Source organism: Streptomyces sp. NPDC059142 (genome assembly GCF_042755665.1).
GTDB lineage: Bacteria > Actinomycetota > Actinomycetes > Streptomycetales > Streptomycetaceae > Streptomyces.
Map to the genome: position 1 here is coordinate 21,912 of NZ_JBHZDA010000037.1, position 19,430 is coordinate 41,341.

At 69.8% G+C, this 19,430-nt stretch carries 17 protein-coding genes and 1 tRNA gene; 9 read left to right on the forward strand and 9 right to left on the reverse strand.

Translation table 11 applies throughout. From position 1 onward, the window contains the following. Positions 1-551: 551 nt before the first annotated feature. Both ACFXPK_RS16105 and ACFXPK_RS16110 read left to right on the forward strand, forming a co-directional pair. Positions 552-4,028 carry a hypothetical protein gene (locus ACFXPK_RS16105; protein ID WP_385075718.1) on the forward strand — a complete coding sequence of 1,159 codons (3,477 nt, stop codon included), beginning with the start codon at positions 552-554 and terminating at the stop codon, positions 4,026-4,028. 157 nt (positions 4,029-4,185) lie between these two features. Beyond that, positions 4,186-4,947 carry an SMI1/KNR4 family protein gene (locus tag ACFXPK_RS16110; protein ID WP_383647031.1) on the forward strand — a complete coding sequence of 254 codons (762 nt, stop codon included), beginning with the start codon at positions 4,186-4,188 and terminating at the stop codon, positions 4,945-4,947. Between the two features lie 50 nt (positions 4,948-4,997). Here the strand turns inward: ACFXPK_RS16110 and ACFXPK_RS16115 are convergent, their stop codons facing one another. Beyond that, positions 4,998-5,402, reverse strand: a complete 405-nt coding sequence (locus tag ACFXPK_RS16115; RefSeq protein WP_385075723.1) for a hypothetical protein — start codon at positions 5,400-5,402, stop codon at positions 4,998-5,000. Between the two features lie 1,130 nt (positions 5,403-6,532). Between ACFXPK_RS16115 and ACFXPK_RS16120 the strand changes: the two genes are divergently transcribed. The 3 genes from ACFXPK_RS16120 to ACFXPK_RS16130 all read left to right on the forward strand — a co-directional run bounded on the left by ACFXPK_RS16120 (position 6,533) and on the right by ACFXPK_RS16130 (position 9,409). Continuing rightward, a complete protein-coding gene (locus ACFXPK_RS16120) occupies positions 6,533-7,399 on the forward strand; it encodes a YwqG family protein (RefSeq protein WP_385075725.1) in 867 nt (288 codons plus the stop codon). Beyond that, on the forward strand, positions 7,399-8,634 hold the full coding sequence (locus ACFXPK_RS16125; RefSeq protein ID WP_385075728.1) for a hypothetical protein: 1,236 nt from the start codon (positions 7,399-7,401) through the stop codon (positions 8,632-8,634). Before ACFXPK_RS16120 ends, ACFXPK_RS16125 begins: the two co-directional genes overlap by 1 nt. Before the next feature lie 187 nt (positions 8,635-8,821). Next, complete coding sequence (locus ACFXPK_RS16130; protein WP_385075731.1) at positions 8,822-9,409, forward strand: hypothetical protein; 588 nt, start codon at positions 8,822-8,824, stop codon at positions 9,407-9,409. A 163-nt stretch (positions 9,410-9,572) separates the two neighbouring features. Here ACFXPK_RS16130 and ACFXPK_RS16135 read toward each other — a convergent pair whose 3' ends face one another. Beyond that, positions 9,573-9,920: an XRE family transcriptional regulator gene (locus ACFXPK_RS16135; RefSeq protein WP_385075733.1), complete on the reverse strand. Its 348-nt coding sequence runs from the start codon at positions 9,918-9,920 to the stop codon at positions 9,573-9,575. Between the two features lie 30 nt (positions 9,921-9,950). Here ACFXPK_RS16135 and ACFXPK_RS16140 point away from each other — a divergent pair, with 30 nt between their 5' ends. The 3 genes from ACFXPK_RS16140 (at position 9,951) to ACFXPK_RS16150 (ending at position 12,751) form a co-directional block, all read left to right on the forward strand. Further along, the gene (locus ACFXPK_RS16140) at positions 9,951-10,934 is read left to right on the forward strand and encodes a hypothetical protein (protein WP_385075735.1); all 984 of its coding nucleotides are present in this window, start codon (positions 9,951-9,953) and stop codon (positions 10,932-10,934) included. A gap of 146 nt (positions 10,935-11,080) precedes the next feature. After that, positions 11,081-11,401, forward strand: coding sequence for a hypothetical protein (locus ACFXPK_RS16145; protein WP_385075737.1), 321 nt, complete (start codon positions 11,081-11,083; stop codon positions 11,399-11,401). Positions 11,402-11,518: 117 nt separating this feature from the next. Next, the gene (locus ACFXPK_RS16150) at positions 11,519-12,751 is read left to right on the forward strand and encodes a hypothetical protein (protein ID WP_385075740.1); all 1,233 of its coding nucleotides are present in this window, start codon (positions 11,519-11,521) and stop codon (positions 12,749-12,751) included. A gap of 235 nt (positions 12,752-12,986) precedes the next feature. On the opposite strand, the gene ACFXPK_RS16155 is transcribed toward ACFXPK_RS16150, so the two are convergent. The 7 genes from ACFXPK_RS16155 to galU all read right to left on the reverse strand — a co-directional run bounded on the left by ACFXPK_RS16155 (position 12,987) and on the right by galU (position 18,562). Continuing rightward, positions 12,987-13,060: transfer RNA gene (locus tag ACFXPK_RS16155), tRNA-Ala, on the reverse strand. A gap of 107 nt (positions 13,061-13,167) precedes the next feature. Beyond that, positions 13,168-14,307, reverse strand: a complete 1,140-nt coding sequence (glpR, locus tag ACFXPK_RS16160; protein WP_385007433.1) for a gephyrin-like molybdotransferase receptor GlpR — start codon at positions 14,305-14,307, stop codon at positions 13,168-13,170. A gap of 142 nt (positions 14,308-14,449) precedes the next feature. Continuing rightward, complete coding sequence (locus ACFXPK_RS16165) at positions 14,450-15,073, reverse strand: GNAT family N-acetyltransferase (protein ID WP_385075743.1); 624 nt, start codon at positions 15,071-15,073, stop codon at positions 14,450-14,452. After that, positions 15,070-15,609, reverse strand: coding sequence for a molybdenum cofactor biosynthesis protein B (locus ACFXPK_RS16170; protein WP_385007429.1), 540 nt, complete (start codon positions 15,607-15,609; stop codon positions 15,070-15,072). Before ACFXPK_RS16170 ends, ACFXPK_RS16165 begins: the two co-directional genes overlap by 4 nt. Further along, positions 15,606-16,205 carry a cyclic pyranopterin monophosphate synthase MoaC gene (gene moaC, locus ACFXPK_RS16175; protein ID WP_385075747.1) on the reverse strand — a complete coding sequence of 200 codons (600 nt, stop codon included), beginning with the start codon at positions 16,203-16,205 and terminating at the stop codon, positions 15,606-15,608. The genes ACFXPK_RS16170 and moaC overlap by 4 nt, the downstream gene beginning before the upstream one ends. 71 nt (positions 16,206-16,276) lie before the next feature. Then, positions 16,277-17,566, reverse strand: a complete 1,290-nt coding sequence (glp, locus tag ACFXPK_RS16180) for a gephyrin-like molybdotransferase Glp (protein WP_385075776.1) — start codon at positions 17,564-17,566, stop codon at positions 16,277-16,279. Positions 17,567-17,659: 93 nt separating this feature from the next. Next, positions 17,660-18,562: a UTP--glucose-1-phosphate uridylyltransferase GalU gene (gene galU / locus ACFXPK_RS16185; protein WP_385075750.1), complete on the reverse strand. Its 903-nt coding sequence runs from the start codon at positions 18,560-18,562 to the stop codon at positions 17,660-17,662. Between the two features lie 114 nt (positions 18,563-18,676). On the opposite strand from galU, the gene ACFXPK_RS16190 reads away from it, so the two are divergent. Beyond that, positions 18,677-19,285: a 5-formyltetrahydrofolate cyclo-ligase gene (locus ACFXPK_RS16190; RefSeq protein WP_385075779.1), complete on the forward strand. Its 609-nt coding sequence runs from the start codon at positions 18,677-18,679 to the stop codon at positions 19,283-19,285. Positions 19,286-19,430: the final 145 nt, after the last annotated feature.

The window sequence follows — 19,430 nt, forward strand, 5'->3', positions numbered from 1 at the left end:
TTGAAGTCTGTCGGCCCAGCCCGCCCGGGTTCGCATCATCGAATCCTGACATCGGCGCGCAAGTGAGAGTCGGCCCCCGACCACCACGTTCGGTCGGGGGCCGACTCCGTACGGGTTTGCGGTTCGTCGACTGCTGGGGCTACGTGGAGAACATGGACCTCGGCTCTCAAGGCCAGAGGTAGTGCTGTACTTCTCTGCTCTGCGACACCAGAAAGCCCCTGCCGGGTTTCCCCGGCAGGGGCTTTGAGCTGCTGTGGGGTGTTCACGAGTGTGTCTGACCAGGCCCGCCAGAGGCTCACGAAGATCGCTCCCCAAGTCGACGGAGATCGTTTCCCAACCAATCACGACCAGACGACCTCCGCTGTTCAGACACAGGGGCGAGGATGGGGAACTCCAAGCGCTGCTAGCGTGACCCGGTGATACCGAATGGCGCCCCTGGCGCGGAAGTTGACCGGTCCCGGCTAGCAGACGGCTCCCGCACTGCGGATGCCCTTACTGCGCTCGGAGCCAACGGCGAGCGGGCGCTGGATCACCTGCGCACGGCCCTGCAGTTGCTGGAAGAGCTCGACCGGTGGCCCAGGCCGCTCGAGACGGTCCTGGCGTCTTGCCGGTCAGCACTGGATGCACTCCTCAAGGAAGCCGGGGAGGACTTCGAGGGCCCACGCGCAGCCCAGGAACAGGTCAACACGGAAGTCGCCGCCCTCCTCAAACAGGCTGGCAAGCAGGGGCAGGCCCCTCTGGACAAGCTGCTCGTCGCACTCGATGCCGCCGACGTGCCGGATGTCCTGGAGCAGAAGGCCGGCCTTGGAGCGGGCGTTCAGCGGCTGATCCACATCCCTGACGGCCGGCTGCCGGTCCCAGCCGACCCCCGGGCGGAGTACGAGGGGGTCCGCGAGCTCCTGGACCTGGCCGAGGGACTGAGCACGTTGCCCGCCGCCGGGGATGACCAACGGGCGATCATCGAGACCCTGCGCCGCGTACGGCAAGCCCGCCAGGCCTCAGGAGCAGCCGAAGCAGCCGCCCGGCCGGACGGCCTCGCCGGCCTGCGGGACGCGTGGGCCTACTACGCGCGGGAGGTGAACGCCGGCAAGTTCCGGCCGCGTCAGGTGGCACACCTCACTAATCGGTACCACGGCACCGCCCCTGGGCCCGGCGAAGAGGAGGCGTTCCGAGCCTGGTCGAAGTTCTACGGGCGTACTTCCGGCAGTCTCCACGGCGGCGGGGCCGAGGACGAGGCGAGCACCCGACGCCTGGTCTCCAACTTCCTGGCGCACGTAGAGCAGCTCCTGCTCGACCTGCCCGCCCTGGCCCCGCTGCTGGTCTCACTCGCCCGCAACGAGGCGCCGAGCGCGGCGGACGCCGCCGCGGTGGCCGCGATCCACCAGCCACGCGCGATCAGGTGGTTCTTCGCCAACGCCGTGAGCCCCGCCTGGCTCGACCTGGTCAACACCAATCGGCTTCTGCCCGAAGCGGGCCGGTGGCCGGCCCAGCCGTACCTGGAGCGCGTCGCGCAGGCGGACCCGCGGCGGGTACTGGAGTGGCTCAGGAAGCACCGAGGCGCTTTCACCGACGCGGACCCGGCCGTGCTGGCCGGTCTCCTGAGGGTGGCTGGCGCCATCGGCGGTGCTTCCGCCCCCGAGGTGCGGACCGTCGTGTGCAAGGACGGCACCGTGGAGGCGCTGTGGCCTCAGCTGGTTGTGTGGCTGGTCGACGTCCCCGCCGACGAGCGGGACGTCGACTGGGTAGAAGTGGCCAAGCGGGTGCTGCTGTACGTGGTGGACCACTCTGCCGGGCAGTACTGGGAGCTCCAGGCGCAGCTGGCGGACCTCCAACGCTCCGCATACGGCCCGGACGGCGCTGGGGAGGCGGCCGTGGTGCGGGCCGTACGCAGCGCCATGAATGCGGTCGTCGATACCGCCGTGAACTCCGAATCGGACCAGGCGGCCCTCGACATGGCGGACGATCTGCGCCAGGTGGTCTCGGCCGACGACTTCGGCCCGTCCGCCACCCGGATCGCGGTCCGAGCCCGCCTCGACTTCGCCCGGACCGAGTTCCAGCACGGCGTCACCCTGGCGCAGCGCACCGCTGGATGGCCAGGCCTCCCGGGACCGTCCCGATGGGCGGACCGCGTGTTGGCCGCCCACCTGCTGGAGACCGTCCCTCAGCAGTACGACGACTCCGAGGCCTCCCAGAGCTGGCTCACGGCCGCCCGCGGCCTCCTGACGCGCCTCGGTGACGTCAAGATGGTTGGCGCCGACACCTTCGACCTGGTGGCTGCCGCCCTCGACCGCTGCCCGCCCGATACCCTGCCCGCAGTGGAGGCGGAGCTCGCACAAGGACTCGGCGTCGCCCCGACCGGGGCCGACCTCGACGCGGGCCGCCGCGCCCTCGCCGACTGGAACGCCCCACGGGGCTGGGACGCGGTGTGGTCGCTCTCCCCGGTCCTGCCGGCACCGGTGCTCGCCCCGTGGCAGCCTGCCGTCGACGCGGTGACCGACCTGATCGGGACCGCTCCGGCCAAGCCGCTGCCGCGCTTTCAGTTCGTCCCCTACCTCGACACCCTCACCGCCGCCACCAAGGACCTCGCGCCCGTCGCCACCGACCACGGCGCACCGGCAGCCGCCGCGCTCCTGCTGGATCGGCAGCGGACCGGATCCCTGTCCCTGGACTATGCCCTGACCGTGCTGGGCCGGCTCGTCGCCACCGACCCGGCCCTGTGGGCCACCGACGTCCCCGCAGTCGTCGCCGGTCTCGCGGACCCCGCCCTGCAGCAGGCCTACCTGGCCGCGCTGCGCACCCCGCTCACCGCCGACCCGTGCCCGCTCCCGGACCACGAGGCCACCACGAGGGCCGTCACCGCAGCACTGTGGGACCTGCTCAGCGCGCCCGGTGTCGGGGCCTCGGTCCAGATGCAGGCACAGCTCACGCTGTGCCTGGCGCTGAGCGAGGCATGGACACACCGAATCGACCTCGGGGATATCGCGGCTACGTTCACCGCCTGGCTGGAGACAGCCGTCACCGCGTGGACCGAGCCGACCACCTCGGAGGCCGACCCGCTGTCGGCCGCACACCAGGAGATCGGCGGCCTCGCGCTGGACGCCCTCATCCGACACGGTCTGACTTTCGTCTACGCCCCGGCCGAGCTCACGGTGGCCGTCGAGACCCTTCTCGACGACATCCTCGACGAGGGAACTGACGACCGCGTCCTGGCGGTCATCGGCCACCATCTTCCCGCCTTGATCCAGCACGCATCCCGCTGGGTCGACCGACATCAGGCAGCTCTCTTCGACCTCGACAAGGCGGTCTCGCCCGCGGTCCTCGGGATCAACGCTCAGAGGAGCCTCCGCCCCGAGGGCATGCGGATCCTGCAGCGCCTCGACCCGGTCCAGCTCGCCGTCTACCTGAGCCGCACCAGCGGGGACGGTACGAAGAACGCCACGCTCTGGCCATACTGCGCGGCCCTGCTGCTGGCCAAGCCGGCAACCCTCGGCGGCCGTCCTGAGTTCCTCGCCCTCCTCTCCGCCCGCGACGGCGGCCCGGCGGCGATCTCCCGCCTGCTGGGCGAAGCCGAACGTCTCCTGCCCCGCACCGCCACACCGGAGAACGCAGTGGACGTCGAGCAGGGGGTGGACCTGTGGCGCGGTGTCCTCGCGCTCGACGTCCCCGGCTCGGCCGGCCACCTGCGCGGCGCCGGGAACTTCGCCCATGCCGCAGCCCTGGACGATGCGGTGTGGCTGGATCTGACCGCCCAGACCCTTGAGCGCACCACGGACATCACCCACATCACCGCCGTAGCACGGCGCGCGACACGACGCCCGGACCTCGAAGCCGCCCACCACATCCTCGCGGTCCTCGTGGCCGCAAAGGACCCCGACGACTCCACCATCGCGTCGTACCGCACTGCGGAGATCAAAAACGCGGGCGTCACCCTGTGGCAGACCTCCCAGCCTGGTACCCCAGGCCGCACGGAGCTCGGCCAAGCCCTCGCCCGCCACCACGACTTCCTTGAGGGCGCCGTGGATGAGTAAGGCTGAGAACCCTCGGCGAGTTGTGAAACGCGGCAGTCGTCACAGTGGGTGTTCACGAGTACCGCTGACCAGCAGCGCAACACTTCAGCCGGTGATTCTTTCCAAGCAGCCACGTGATCGTTCCCCACCTCGTCAGCGTGGTGGGTACGGTCACCGCATGGTGAGCAACTTCGATGTGGCTGAGGCCCTTGAGAGCGGTGTGTCGGACCGGTCGCAGGCATGGGAGTTCATTCGCGCCTTTGCCGCCGACTGGTACACACCCCTGACTGCGGGTGATGGTGTCGCGGAGATTGACCTTCAGCAGGTCGAAGCGCGCCTCGGCCTGCCGCTCCCCACTGCGCTACGAGAGGCGTACCTCCTCATGGGCAGGCGCCCCGACCTCTTCGCGTACCAGGATCCAATGCTGCCCCCACCAGGTCTGTTCGTGCACCAGGATCTCGGAGGGGTGCTGGTCTTCCGGAGCGAGAACCAAGGGTGCGCTTTCTGGGGCGTACGCCTGAGCGACCTGAAGGAATGCGACCCGCCTGTTGTCGTCCAGTCGCGAGACGGTTGGCGGCCCTTCATGGACCGGGTTTCGCTGGCGTGCGTCGAGCTCGTGCTGTCCGAGGCACTGTTCGGCAACGGGCAGCTCTACAACGCCTGCGAGTTGCCAGCCGACGCGATGGACTCGGTTGCGGAGCTCTTTGAGCGAGTGGCCCTCCCTGACTACCCCATGTGGACGGGCGACGACGAGTCTCCGGTCCGCTGGTACTCCGCTCCCGGTCTCCTTCTACGACAGGACGGACTGGCGCCTCACAGCTGGCTGCACGTTCGAGGAAAACACCTGAGCCACCTTGCGACAACCTGCGCTGCCATCCCCGGTCGGTGGGCCCAGTGGCAGGGCACGGAACCAACTGCGGTGGACGAACTGCCCTTCTGACTCCGTACGGCTGGGATGCGGTGACACTCGCACGACCAGCCGAAAAGAGGTCAACGAGAAGAGTCGAGCACGTGGTCGCGGAACTTCTGGAATCCGTGCCAGCCCGATGTCTGCTCTGCGGTGATCAGGTCCCCTTCGGCGCAGTCGAAGACCCCGCAGCCCAAGACGTCAGCGAGGCGGAAGACGGGCGGGAGCACGTCGTCGCCCGAGCCCCGGATGTGGATCATGATCGAGTCCACTGGGTCCTCCTCGCCGATGTTGAGTTCCATGGACCAGGTGGGTCCGAGAAGCTGGCCCCAGGTCGGGTCCGAGAGATCGGCTTCAGGGATGGTCTGGGCGATGGCACCCAGTACGTCGTGGCGGTGGCCAAGCGGAGGCGGGGTGTGGTCGTTTGGGATCTCCTGGACCGAAGTGACGTTGTCGGGCAGGCGGAGGAGGAGCACATCCCAACTCATGGCGGCCTTCCGTATAGGGCTCAAGTAGCGGTTTGTGGTGGGTCAAATCAGGCTGAGCTGGTCTTCGGGCGGCAGTGGGGAGCACGTTCTGCATCCTGGCAGAGGCCACTGACAGCAGCAGCGAGCCCGGAGGTGTCCACGAGCGACTCCGGCAGGGCGTCCCAGATAAGGAGGAGATCGAGTTGAGTCAACTGCCAACGAACAGGTACGGGGGTGTCTGCGCAGCCGATCATTGCTCCCAGTACGTGCAGCCCGGTGCTGGCGTTCGCATTCGGCTCAGGGATAAATGGCAGGTGTACTGCAAGACCGACGCTCCCGAGCCGGGTCTGGGGCGTCCAGCCCGTGGGGACGCTACGTCGTTGGCCGGAGAGCAACCGCGTGATCGCCCCCTTCGGGGAGAGGCGAACCGGTTTGCCGGCACATGCATGGACTGCTCCGTCCAGGTCGCAGCAGGAGCAGCAGTGCTGACTCTTTGCGATGACGGCAAGCGGAGAGCTCGGTGTCCTGTGTGCCAGGAAGTCGCATTCCGGCACGAGCGCTGGGACGAGAGCGACCAGTTTGGAACTGAGCCGTGGATTCCGGACGTGGTGCCGGCAGGCTCCGCGGCAACGATCCCCTTGCGCGTACTGACCATGGACCGCCCGTGCTGGAAGTGCGGCGAAGTCACCACCTGCGTGGTGGGCTTGTACCCGTGTCGTCCGACCTCCACTGATCGCTGGCCGAGGACGGTCGACGAAGCCTCGCGGGTATGGGTGAAGGAGCTGCTGGCGGAGCTCGGATTCGCACCCCTTGCGGACTCGATCAAGCCCCGCTGGAGCTCCACAATGGGTGGGAGGTACCTGAGCAACGGCTGCTTGCACTGCGACGCTCTTCAAGGTGACTTTCCCGTGGAGGAAGAAGCATCCGACCTCGTCAGAGATCAGGGCACTGACGCTCTGAACACATTGCTGGTGGCAGACGTGCCGTCCCCGGCGTGGCAGCGGGTGGTCCACGGTGAATGCGGGGAGGGCGGTGGGCTGCTGATGTGAGGCCCTGCCACTGCCGGCCCGTACCTCTCAGTCCAAGTCGGCCGGAGGCTGAACCGTGGGCTGCAGGGACGGTTGTCGGTGGTGCCCTGGATGATCGGGCGCATGACACACGGTTCCCGAGATGCCCTTCGTTCTCTCGCCCTGCAGTATCTGTCGCCCGAGGTAGCCGAGAACTGGGCTTGTCTGCTTCGGCCTGGCATTCGTCTGGAAGCAGCGGTCAATTCCGGCGACGCAATCGGGCAGCTCGGTGGACTCCCGGCGCTACCGGTCACCTCAGCGTGGCCGATGTGGGATGGACACGGCCCGCTCTCCTTCATAGCCTCGCTCGACTGCACGCGCCTCCAGGTGGCTGCGCTGGACATCGATCTGCCCGCGGCGGGGACGCTGCTGTTCTTCTACTTCGATGGGCAGTTGGACGATGGCGATGCTCTCGTTCTTGCTGAGGACCGGGAGAGCTGGGCGGGCGCCCGCGTGCTCTACGTGGGGGCCGACGAGGAGGTGTCAGAGCGTGGGGCGCCTGCTGGGCTCAAGCCGTACCCGGTGGTACCACTGACCGCTCGGGTGGAGATGACTGCGACCGAGCCCTGGCATCCATCCGTCCGGGCCGTCTTCGTCCCAGGCGCCCCGCTGGGGAACCGGTACGACCATCCCGTCTGCTCGCAGGGGTTCCTCGAGGCGCTGTGGGAGTTCGACGAGGAGGTGGGGCATCAGATCGGCGGCCACGCTCACTCGGTGCAGAACCCTGTGGAGATCGAGATCGCGGAGGCGGTTTTGGACGGCGAGGTGTCCTGGGAGGACCCTCGGCTGTCAGAGGAGGCGGGCAACTGGGTGCTGCTGGCCCAGTTCGACAGCGAGGACGCCGCGGACATGATGTGGGGCGATGCCGGAGCCCTGTACTGGCTGATCCGCCCGGAAGATCTGGCCGCGCGGCGCTTCGAGCGGGCGATGTTCACCTGGCAGTGCAGCTGATGAGCGCGGCACCTCCCGCCTGGGGAGTCCAGTACACGCTGAGCCTGCCGAGTGAGGATGCTGCCCGCGCCGCCGCGGCCGAGCTTTCCGGGATGGGCCACCGTCTGACGGCAGTGCGCGTCCACGATCACTTCCGGTTCGTTCCATCGAGCTTCTGGTACGGAAAGCCGTCGATGGACCCGGAACTGGAGGGGTGGTGGCAGGTCTTCTCGCTGGCCGTCTACAGCGGGTACGAGCGCATGGCTCTCGAGCCGTTCCTCCGGAGTGAGCGGACTCGGATGGCCCGTGTGGCCCGTGCCCACTGCGGTTTCCAGCAGGGGTACAGCGAGGGACATGCCGTCACTGCCGAAAGAGTCTTCCAACGGGACGGCCTGGTCCATGAACAAACCGACGCCGAGGTCGCCCTTCCGAGTCCTCTGCCCAAGGATCCCGTGCGACCTCCGACCGGTCCGCCGTGGAAGTGCAGTGAGGTCGGTGAGCCCGCAGCGGTGGTCCAGGCCGTGGTGGCGGTCGCAGAGCGCATGTACGGCAGCGCGGAGGACGTTCCGGATGCCGTGGGGTGGCTACTCGATGAGGAGTTCGCGTTCGGCGAGCCCTATGGGTCGACGGGTGAGTTCCTCGGTGATCTCGCGGATGCTGTGGCCCACCAAGGCACCTGCACCGACACCACCGTCGAGGCTGTCCCGTTCCTCATGGAGCTGGTCTGCGACGACAACGTCGCGCCCGGCAGCCGGCTGGTTCTGCTCGGCGACCTGTTGCGGCTTGCTGCTTCGGGGCCGGCTGCAGAGGTCTCCCTGGCCGATCGCATCACCGCACTCGGGGGTGGCTGGGAGGAGTCTGCAGCTGAGTACCTGACACGGCGGGCCATCGGCAGCGGGCTGCCGAGACTGCTGTCCCGCTGGGAGAACGAGAGCAATGCCGTCCGATTCGCTCTCGCCGCCCTCACGGCGCTCTGTGGCTCTCGTGACCAGCGCGCACTCTCAGGGCTGGCCGTTCTCCCGACTCCAGCAGGCAGCTCCCGCGCCGATGTCGTGTCGCTCGTGGCAGCCCTGCTCAGTGACGACCGAGAAGGCTTGGTACCTGCACTGGGCGGGCTGGCCTCCTGGTCGCCCCGCGTTGCAGAGAAGGCAGCCAGCCCGAACGTGGATCTTCAGAGTCTGGGACTGGCCATCCTTCCGGACCTCGTCCTCGAAGACGTGGCGTCAGGAATCGCGACAGAGCCTGATCTGCCGTAACTGTTGACGGTGTTAAGCATTACGACTGGCGTCGCAGACACGCAGGTCAGGGACGCCAGACATCAGACTCACGCTCCGCCGCGCCTCAACTGCCAGACTTCGTTGGTCATTTGGCTGCCGGGCACGACTGGCATTCCCTACGATGACTGCCGTTGTCCTGTCGTACGGGAGGGCCGAGGAGGGGCGGATGGACTTCACAGAGGCGGGCGAGCCGGATGCGGCTCCCGGGTTGCGGACGGCTGTGGAGATCTACTCCGGCAAGACTGATCGGACGCTGGCGCGGATCTCGGAGCTCGAAGCAGAGCTCGCGGATCTCCGAGTCGAGGCAGCAAAGTACGCGAGCACTCGCGATCAGCTGAGCGAAGCTCTCGCCGAGCTCATCGCGGGTCGCTCGGCGTCGTCCGAGGACGATCAAAGCTCCCAGCAGGAAGCTGACGCGGAGCACGAGGACGGCGATGCGTCCGCCGACGACGAGTCGGAACCGAGCAAGCCGCCAGAGGAGACTCGTGTCAGGCAGAGCGGGCCTTCACGGTCGCCGTCCGGGCAGTTGATGCAGGCGGTCGAGCAGATCCTCGTGGGCGCCGGACGGCCGATGAAGGTCAAGGACATCACAGAGGCCCTTGGGCGCCCGACCAAGGGCGACGAAGGGCGGGCGCCCATCGAGACGACCCGCCGGACCTGCAAGCGGCTGGTGAAGAACGACCGTGCCGTGGAGCACCCGATCGGCACCTTCGCCGCCCGCCGGGTCACGGAATCGCAGGGAGGGGACGCCTGACGCCGCCGCCCCGAACATGAGACGTCCCCTCCTCCCATTGCGGGGAGGAGGGGACGGGCTCCGTTGAGCTTGGACCCTCTTCGGAGCCAGTGACGTGGACCCTCGTAGTGGCTCACGCATCCCCGAGGCTAGAGCAATCCGCCTCGCCTCGGGGGCGCGTGGCCTATTTCGTCGTTCCCTGGGACAGGTTTCCCCGGGGACGGGAAGGCCGATTTTGTTGCGTACTGCGCATTCCATCCCGTGGGTACAGCGGGACGGCGAGGAAATCTTCCAGGCGGGCAACGGTGACGACGTCCGGCCAGCACCGGCCGGCGAGCAGGTCGGCAATAGCCTGCCGGTTGACCCCGGATCCGGTGGAGACCTTCCGCAGGCTTCGCTTCTCGCGCTCCAGGGCGAGCGCGAGCTCGCGGGCGATGGCCTGGACGACTCTGGCGGCGACGTCGTCGACGGCGGAGTCGGGCCAGGATTCCGGATCGCGGGCAAGGTCTCTCGGCGCGGTCTTGCGGGCCAAACCTCCGACCATGTCGATGCACTCCTTTCCGTGAAGATCGCCTTCGACGTCTTCACTGGCTGCTTGTCCAGCCGGTTCTGTTGGTCTGTGACACTGAGCTCGGAGGTCTCCAGCAAGATCCGCGACTACCGGCCCCGACTGCCGCATCGCCAGTGGGCGCCGGTCGCCGAGCTGGTGAGAGCCACCGTGGCGGCGACAGCTCCGGCCACCTGCTACGCGGCGGAGCATCTGCTGCATGTGATCGGCCGGATCGCGGTCTGGGCGGACCGGAGCGGGCTGCCGCGCGACCCCGGAACCTGGCTGCGGACCGAGACGATCGACGCCTTCATCCTGTCGGGCTGCGTTGCGGCAAAGGACTCGACAGTACTGACCTACCGGACCTGGCTGCGGCGGGCCCGGGAAGCCCTGGTTTGGGTCCAGCGCGGAGAGGCCCCTCCGGCTCGACTTTCCTCGCCCCGTACGCCGCAGCCGCCTTATGAAACCGGGGAGCTGGCGCGCCTGCGGGATTGGGCGAATCATCTGCCGGACCAGGCTCGACTCGACGGCCTCGCGCTCATGGCGCTCGGAGCCGGGTGCGGCCTGATGCCGGGTGAGGTCCCGCCCATGCGAGGCAGCCACGTTCGCGTCACTTCTGGTGGGGTCGCGGTGCTGGATGAGAAGATGCTCGGCCGGCTCGTGGCGTGTCACTCCGACTGGGAAGGCACGCTGGCCGAGTTGGCAGAGACCTCCGGAACCGGGTTCCTCTTCAGGCCGGGACGGAAGGTCACCGCAGCCAAGAACCTCGTCTCTTCCTGGCCTGCCCGCCATCGGCCTCATGCGGGTCTGCCGCCGCTCTCCGCTCGGCGGTTGCGGTCGACGTGGATCGTCGGCCGGCTTTCCGAGGGCATCAGTCCGGAGGCGGTCGCTTCTGCCGCAGGCATGGCCTCCCCTGCCGGTTTGGCGGGCTACCACCACTGGGTGCCCCCACTGCCCAGGGCGAAGGTGATCCGCTTGCTGCGCGGCCGCCGCTCGTGAGGGCGCGGCCTGAAGCCGACCAGCTGGCCGCCCGCCATGCGCGGCCACGACTGCGTCCTGGAAGGCTCACCGAGATCCCCGACTCCAAGGTCGGCCAGCTGCTGACTGTCCTCGACCGCTCCGGCCTGCCCCAACAGCTGGAAGATATGCTGCGAGGCCGCCCCGGGCCACCAGGCGTACGGCCGAGGACCGTACTGGCGGGCCTGATGCTCGCCGTGTACTACACGGGCCGAGCCACGGTCTCCGACGCCTGGCAGATCCTGCACTTCCGTCTCCAGCCCGCAGCCCGCGCCTGGCTCGGTATCCCCGAGTTGCCGCCGTCCACGGCACGCGCGTGCATAGCTGCCAGTCGTCGCCTCTACCGAGGGCTGGACCGGATCACCACCGCACTCGACCCGGCACGATGCGACCGGCGCCGGCGCCTGGACCAAGCGGAGGCTGACATCCACTCCGCTGTCTGGGAGTAGGCTGCCGGCCGCAGGGCCGCGAACCGGCTCCAAAGGCTGGCGAACGACCTCGTACTGGTCCCGGTCCGGCTGGCACAGCAACGCGGATACATGCGGCACTGGGCCGGTGACGTGGGAGTGGACGCCACCTCGATCCCAGTTCTGGCCAAGCCCGACAGCGACTACTCGGGCACGGCGTCCGTCGAGATCACCGCTGGCTGGCACTTCAGCGGCGGCTCCGACAAGGGCATCTTCGGCTACAGCGCAAGCCTGCTCGTCGCCGCCCACTCCCGCACAGGCGAAGGAGCCGCGAAGGGCCGCCGCGCGCCCTCCTACCCGCAGCTCTGCCTCGGCCTCAGCCTGGACACTCCAACCGTCCGTACGGGCGAGAACGCGGTCACCATGCTGAAGCACATCGCCGAGCTTCGGCTGCCAACAGGCACCTGTGCCGCAGATCGCGCCTACACCGGCTGTTCGCCGGAGAACTTCCAGATCCCCGTACGCCGACTCGGCTACCGCCTCGCTCTGGACTACAAGGCGGCCGACCGCGGTATCCAGGGCAGCTGGCAAGGAGCCGTACTGATCGACGGCTCCCTCGCCTGCCCACACATCCCCAACGCCCTGGCTCAGGCCACTCATGGCATGGACGACAAGACCTTCCGCCGACGGCTCGACGACTTGAAGCCGGTGGTCGCCGAGCGGCTGCCCTACTTCCTCAAGCTCAAGCAGAACGCCGATGCCCGTGGAACCGTGCGCCTGCAATGCCCGGCGGCCGGGCCGTCCCCTTCGGTGAACTGTCCACGCCGAGAACGCCTCCGCCCTGCTCGACCGACCGCCTCGGGTCCGCCTCAGCCCGTGATCAAACTGGCGGATCTCCGCTCCCGCGCCAGCCACGCCTCGGCTCGCCCGACCATCCAGCTCCCTGACAGAGAATGGGCGGACCCTCCCGGCAAGGAGGCGCTGCCCGCCGTCTGCGGGGCCTCCGCGATCAGCGTCCCCGCCGACGCGGCCGGAGACCTGAAGAACGCCAAGTTCCGGCAGGACAGCCACTACCTCAGCCCCACCTGGGAGCGGATCTACAAGCCGATCCGCTCTCACAACGAGGGCCTCAACGGCCGTCTCAAGGGCGCCGGCATGGACATCGGCAACCCGATGCACCGCCGAGTCCCCGGCCAGGTGGCCCAGACGATCCTCATCGCGATCATGGTGACCATCGGGAACCTGGACATCCTGGAAACCTGGCTCTACGAGCGCACCGGCAACCGGCTCTGCGACACCGACTTCGAGTCCATTGCGACTGCCCCAGATTGCGACCTGTCTTCCGTCCCCGCGCCAATCGACATGGGGCGGCATCCGCCAGCCAACCTCTGATCGGGCAACGTCACAGCCACACAGCACCATCACCAGCCCCGGGCGACCGGGGCCGGTTCGCATGTCCTGGCAAGGCCCAAGCGTCTGCCCAGCAACCGGCCAGACCCGATACGCCGCCATCCACCACCCCGAACAGCCATCGAACGACCCCTGAAATGACGAAGATCCCGCCCGATCTTGCGATCGGACGGGATCTCGTCAACGCTCCTGAGCTAACTCAAGAACAGTCGTGCTGTGGACCTGAGGGGATTTGAACCCCTGACCCCCTCGATGCGAACGAGGTGCGCTACCAGTCTGCGCCACAGGCCCTTGCAACGAGTGAAACTTTAGCACCCTCCCTGCCGTGCTCGGAAATCCGTTGGCGGCTGGTCACGGACGGGACCGGCGGCGGGCCGGCGCGGGTCCGTGCGGGGTGGTCACTCGTTGGCGGCGCGGGGGCGGTCGTCGTCCTCGTCGTACTGGTCGAAGAGCGGGGTTCTGCCGTGGTCGCGGGTGCGGCGCTGGGGTGGGGTGCGGGGGGACGGAGTGGGGTCCGGTGCCGGTTCGGCCGTGGAGGAGCGGGCCGCGCTCCAGGTCTCCGGGTCGCCTACCTCCACGCCGCTGGAGGCGCGGGGGGCGACCGGGGCCGTGACGTACGTGGGCAGGGGCACCGGGACCGGTTCCCAGCTCTCGCCGCGGGCCGGGCCGCGTTCGCGCTGCTGGTCGACCCATTCCGCGTGGTCGGTCTGCTCGACCAGGGCGCGGCGGCCCGCCTCCTGGGGGGAGACCGTGGCGGCCGGCTCGGGTTCGGGGCAGGGCTCGGGCTCCTGTTCGGGCTCGTCGGAACCGGCCGCTGCGGGCTGGCGGCGTGGGGCGCGGGTCTCGCGCAGCCGCTGCGCGGCGGCCTCGGCCCGGCGCCGGTCCATGGTGAACGCGAAGCGGCGCCGCTCCTGGCCGCGCAGATGGACGATATAGGTACTGAGGAGTATGGCCGGGACCGCGGGCGCCCAGAGGAAGCCCAGGCCACCGACCGCCGCGACGATCGCGCCGAGAGTGAAGGAGAGGAAGAGGATCATGGTGGTGCGCCGTCGGCGTGCCAGGACCTGGGAGCGCTGTGCGCGCCGGGCCCGTTCGGCCGGATTGCCCGCGGGGCGCGCGCGCCGCTTGGACGCCGGGCGCTCGGGGGCGGGGCGGGGCGCGGGGTGCGGTTCGGGGTGGGGCGCCGTCGACCTGGAATGCGCCGACCTGGCCGGAGCGGGGATGTCCGCGTGGACGTTCATCCGGGCTTCGGTACGGTCCGGAGGCGCGGCGAAGGCCCGGACGTCGACGGAGCTCATCGACTCCGTTCGGCTCCCCGGTTCCTCGTCGGCCCCCGCCTCCTCGGCGGCTCGCCCCTGAAGCTCCTTGGCGTAACGGCGCTCCATGGCCGCCCGTCCGGACAGCAGCCGGATGGCGGTGCTGAAGCGTTCCGTCGGACGTGCCTCGTTCAGCTCGTCCTGCCTGCGGAGCCACATCGGCACCAAGTAGGCGGCCCAGGCCCCGACGATGACTGCGTAGATGAGGCCGCTGCTGCTCACGGTTCACACCGTAGAGGGGTTCGCACGAGGGCATCGGCCAATTGGACCGGTGTGTCGCACGATCCGGCTGATATCACGGACTTTTTTTGTGATTGTTCGTATCGGTTTATGGTCGTATGGAACGCGATATCGAACGTTTGTTTTATTTTCTGGTCGTTCCCGGGCGCGCCCGATGCCACCGGCGGAGCAGCCCGTCGGGCACCTCCTCCGATGTGAGGACGTAGACGAGGTGGTCCCGCCACGCTCCGTCGATATGGAGATAGCGGGGGCGCAGCCCTTCCTCCCGGAAGCCGAGCTTGTCGACGACGCGGCGGCTCGGCCCGTTCTCGGGGCGGATGCAGATCTCGACGCGGTGGAGCCCGACCATCCGGAAGCAGTGGTCCACGGCGAGCGCCACGGCCGTCGGCATCACTCCGCGGCCGGCCACCTCACGGTCCACCCAGTAGCCGACATGGCCCGAGCACATCGAGCCCCAGGTGATCCCGGCGACCGTGAGCTGGCCGACCAGCCGCCCCTGGTACTCGATGACGAACGGCAGCATCCGGCCCGCGTTCGCCTCCGCGCGCAGGTGGCGGACCATCTGGCGGTACGTGGGGCGCTGGGCGACCGGGCCGCCGGGGGGCGGCGGCGGGATCGTCGCTTCCCAGGGGCGCAGCCAGTCGCGGTTGCGCCGGTTCACCTCCCGCCAGGCACGCTGGTCGCGCAGCCTTATCGGGCGGAGGGTCACCTCACCGTCCACCAGCATCGTGGGCCAGGCCGGGTTCATCCGGAGACGCGGGGGTGATCGCCGCCGCGGATCTGGTCCACGGCGTGGACGAGCAGCCGGTCGAGTACGGCGAGTCCGTCGCGTACGCCGCCGGTCGAGCCGGGCAGGTTGACGATGAGGGTCCGCCCCGCGACGCCCGCCAGGCCCCGGGAGAGCGCGGCGGTGGGGACCTTCGCGGCGCCCTCCGCGCGGATCGCCTCCGGGATGCCGGGAATCTCCTGGTCGAGCACGCGGCGCGTGGCGTCCGGGGTGCGGTCGGTGGGCGAGATGCCCGTACCGCCGGTGGTGAGGATCACGTCGTATCCGGCGGCCACGCCCTCGCGCAGGGCCTGTTCGACCGGGTCGCCGTCGGGGACGACCCGCGGGCCGTCGACGGCGAAGCCGAGCGCGCCGAGGCCGTCGGCGAGCAGGGGGCCTCCCTTGTCGGGGTAGACACCCGCCGCCGCACGGTTGGACGCCGTGACGACCAGGGCCCGGTAGGGCGAGGCGGGCGCCCCGCCCGACGGTCCCGGGCTGCCGGGTGGCGGCGTACTCATGCCGTACCCCCGGCAGCTCCGTCACCGGCGGCGTCCGGGCGGGTCCAGGTCCCGGACCTGCCGCCGGTCTTCTCCTCGACCCGTACGTCCGTGATGACGGCGCCCTTGTCGACGGCCTTCACCATGTCGACGACGGTCAGCGCGGCCACCGAGACGGCGGTCAGGGCCTCCATCTCGACGCCGGTGCGGTCCGTGGTCTTCACCGTCGCCAGGATCTCGACGGCGTCGTCCGCGACCGAGAGGTCGAGCTTGACGCCCGACACGGCCAGCGGGTGGCAGAGCGGGATCAGGTCGGGGGTCCGCTTGGCGCCCATGATGCCCGCGATACGGGCCGTGGCCAGCGCGTCCCCCTTGGGCACTCCCTCGCCCCTGAGCAGTTCGACGACGCGCGGCGAGACCAGCACCCGGCCGCTGGCGCGCGCGGTGCGTGCCGTGACGTCCTTGGCGGAGACGTCGACCATCCTGGCGGCGCCCGACGCGTCGATGTGCGTCAGGCCGTCCTGTCCCGAATCGGTCAGGTCGTCCTGACCGCTCGAACCGCTCTCGTCGGCCTGCTGAGGGTGTCCGGGGGTCGCCCCCCGGGAAAACACAGTCATTCGCTGTGGCGCTCCCGGTCCGGGCCCGACAGGGCCTGTGTGGGCAGCCACGGTACCGCCACAGGGATGCGTCAGCCGATCAGAACCACCTCGACCTCCGTGCCGGGCTCGACGGAGACGGTCTCCTCGGGGATCACGATCAGCGCGTCGGCGTGGGCCAGGGCCGCCACGAGGTGGGAGCCCGCGCCGCCGACCGGGGTGACGGCGCCCGCCTCGGCGTCGTACGTACCGCGCAGGAACTGCCGGCGGCCCGCCGGGGACGAGAGCGTCCGGTCCGTCGTGAGGGGCGCCCTGACCGTCGTACGGTGCAGGTCCTTCAGACCCATGAGGGCACGGATCGCCGGCCGGGCGAACAGCTCGAAGGAGACGTAGCAGGACACCGGGTTGCCCGGGAACGCGAGCAGCGGGGTGTGCTCCGGGCCGATCGAACCGAACCCCTGGGGCTTTCCCGGCTGCATCGCGACGCGGCGGAAGTCGACCCCGCCGCCCGCCTCGTCCTCGTCGCCCACCGAGGAGAGCGCCTCCTTGACGACGTCGTACGCCCCCACGCTGACGCCGCCCGTGGTGACGACCATGTCGGCACGGATGAGCTGGTCCTCGATCGTGGCGCGCAGGGTGTCCGCGTCGTCGGTGACGGCGCCGACCCGGTACGCGAGGGCGCCCGCGTCCCTGGCGGCGGCGGTGAGGGCGAAGCTGTTGGAGTCGTAGATCTGGCCCTCGCCGAGCGACTCGTCCGGCTGGACCAGCTCACTGCCGGTGGACAGGACGACCACCCGCGGGCGCGGGCGGACCCGGACCCTGCCCCGGCCGATGGCCGCCAACAGGCCGATCTGCGGCGGGCCGAGGACCGTTCCGGCCTTCAGCGCGAGGTCACCGGCGCGCACGTCGCTGCCGCGGGCGCGGACATGGGCGCGGGCCTCGGCCGAGCGGTGGACCCGTACCTCACCGCTCGCGCCGGCCCCGTCCTCGCCGGCCGGGCGCATCGACGTGGCCGCGCCGGCGCCCGTACCGCCGTCGGTCCACTCGACCGGGACGACGGCCTCGGCGCCGGGCGGCAGCGGGGCTCCGGTCATGATCCGGGCGGCCTGCCCGGGGCCGACCTCGGGGAGCGCGCCGCTGCCCGCGGCCACGTCCCCGACGACGGTCAGCACGGCGGGGAACTCCTCCGTGGCGCCCGTCACATCGGCCGTACGGACGGCGTACCCGTCCATGGAACTGTTGTCGAACGGCGGCAGCGCGACCGGAACCGTGACGTCCTCCACGAGGACGCAGCCCTGGGCGTCGAGCAGTTGCAGCTCGATGGGGTCGAGGGGGCGGACCGCGGCGAGAATGTCCGCGAGGTGGTCCTCGACGGACCAGATCCGGTCCTGCCCGGGGGCCGCGTCCGGACTCGGGCCCGGGTCCGGGTCCGGACCCCGGGCGGGGTCCGGGGCGTCTGCCGTGCTGCTCAAGTGCTACAACTCCTTGCTGACATAACTGCGGAGCCAGGTCCGGAAGTCCGGTCCCAGGTCTTCACGTTCGCATGCGAGTCTGACAATGGCACGGAGATAGTCGCCCCGGTCACCGGTGTCGTAGCGGCGGCCCTGGAAGACGACGCCGTGGACCGGACCGCCGACCTTCTCGTCCGCGGAGAGCTGCTGGAGGGCGTCGGTGAGCTGGATCTCACCCCCGCGGCCCGGCTCGGTCCTGCGGAGTATCTCGAAGACGGCGGGGTCCAGCACGTAGCGGCCGATGATGGCGTAGTTGCTGGGGGCGTCGGCGGCGTCGGGCTTCTCGACCAGGTCGTGCACCTTGACCACGTCGGGGTCGCCCGTGGGCTCCACGGCGGCGCAGCCGTACAGGTGGATCTGTGCGGGATCGACCTCCATGAGGGCGACGACACTGCCGCCCTCGCGCTCCTGGACCTCGACCATGCGCGAGAGCAGCGGGTCGCGCGGGTCGATCAGGTCGTCGCCCAGCAGGACCGCGAAGGGCTGGTCGCCGACGTGCGGGGCGGCGCACAGGACGGCGTGTCCGAGGCCCCTGGGGTCGCCCTGACGCACGTAGTGCATGGTGGCGAGGTCGCTGGACTCCTGGACCTTCGCGAGGCGCCCGGCGTCGCCCTTGCGGGTCAGCGCCTGCTCCAGTTCGTAGTTCCGGTCGAAGTGGTCCTCAAGAGGACGCTTGTTGCGGCCGGTGACCATGAGGACGTCGGAGAGCCCCGCGGCCACCGCCTCCTCGACCACGTACTGGATCGCCGGCTTGTCGACGACCGGCAGCATCTCCTTGGGCGTGGCCTTCGTGGCGGGGAGGAACCGGGTGCCGAGGCCTGCGGCGGGGATGACAGCCTTGGTGATCCTGGAGGGCGAATGAGTCATGCCGGGGAGCCTATCCGGCCTGTATGGGCGGAAGATGATGATCCGGTTAACTTTCGCCTCATACAAGCCGATGAGTCGGGTACGAGAGGTTTGTGATGCCCTGTGAGCGCCCACGTGCCCGACACACCGGGAAAGAGCGGTCTGCGAAGTGAACTACTCGCCGCGCGTGCCCTGCTCTCCGGTGAAGACGTGCGAAAGGCCGCCGAGGTTCTGTCACGGAGGGCACAGGATCTGCCGGAGCTCGCCCGCGCCCGCACCGTCGCCGCCTATGTGTCGGTCGGACGCGAGCCGGGCACGCGGACGCTGCTCGACGCGCTGCGCGCACAGGGCGTCCGGGTCCTGCTGCCGGTGCTGATGGCCGACAACGATCTCGACTGGGCCCCCTACGAGGGCGCGGAGCGGCTCGTACGGGCCGGACGCGGGCTGCTGGAGCCCGAGGGGCCCCGGCTGGGCCCGGAGGCCGTCCTGGCGGCGGAGACGGTCCTGCTGCCGGGTCTCGCGGTGGACGGGCGCGGACTGCGGCTGGGCCGGGGCGGCGGCTCGTACGACCGGGTCCTGAGCCGGCTGGCACGGGCGGGCGCCGCCCCGGCGCTCGTGGTGCTGCTGTACGCGAACGAGGTGGTCGCGCGGGTCCCGGAGGAACCGCACGACCACCCCGTACAGGCTGTGGTGACACCGGAGGGCGTCCGGCGCTTCGACGCCGCCGGCCGGACCGGCCCCTGAGGCGGACCTGAGGCGGCCGGACCGGCCTCTGAGGCAGACCGGGGGGGGGGGCGCGTGTCCCCCCCCCCCCGCCCGGCGCCGAAAACGCCACCCGGTTTCGGTGTCGTGGGGGGTGAGTTGAACGCGGTGTGGGGGTGATCGCCAG

Excerpts from the sequence above, each read along its gene's own strand:
- ACFXPK_RS16110 (WP_383647031.1), top strand. The coding sequence starts at position 4,186 with ATGGTGAGCAACTTCGATGTGGCTGAGGCCCTTGAGAGCGGTGTGTCG.
- ACFXPK_RS16115 (WP_385075723.1), bottom strand. The coding sequence starts at position 5,402 with ATGAGTTGGGATGTGCTCCTCCTCCGCCTGCCCGACAACGTCACTTCG.
- ACFXPK_RS16120 (WP_385075725.1), top strand. The coding sequence starts at position 6,533 with ATGACACACGGTTCCCGAGATGCCCTTCGTTCTCTCGCCCTGCAGTAT.
- ACFXPK_RS16125 (WP_385075728.1), top strand. The coding sequence starts at position 7,399 with ATGAGCGCGGCACCTCCCGCCTGGGGAGTCCAGTACACGCTGAGCCTG.
- ACFXPK_RS16130 (WP_385075731.1), top strand. The coding sequence starts at position 8,822 with ATGGACTTCACAGAGGCGGGCGAGCCGGATGCGGCTCCCGGGTTGCGG.
- ACFXPK_RS16145 (WP_385075737.1), top strand. The coding sequence starts at position 11,081 with ATGCTGCGAGGCCGCCCCGGGCCACCAGGCGTACGGCCGAGGACCGTA.
- ACFXPK_RS16165 (WP_385075743.1), bottom strand. The coding sequence starts at position 15,073 with ATGAACCCGGCCTGGCCCACGATGCTGGTGGACGGTGAGGTGACCCTC.
- ACFXPK_RS16170 (WP_385007429.1), bottom strand. The coding sequence starts at position 15,609 with ATGAGTACGCCGCCACCCGGCAGCCCGGGACCGTCGGGCGGGGCGCCC.
- moaC (WP_385075747.1), bottom strand. The coding sequence starts at position 16,205 with ATGACTGTGTTTTCCCGGGGGGCGACCCCCGGACACCCTCAGCAGGCC.
- galU (WP_385075750.1), bottom strand. The coding sequence starts at position 18,562 with ATGACTCATTCGCCCTCCAGGATCACCAAGGCTGTCATCCCCGCCGCA.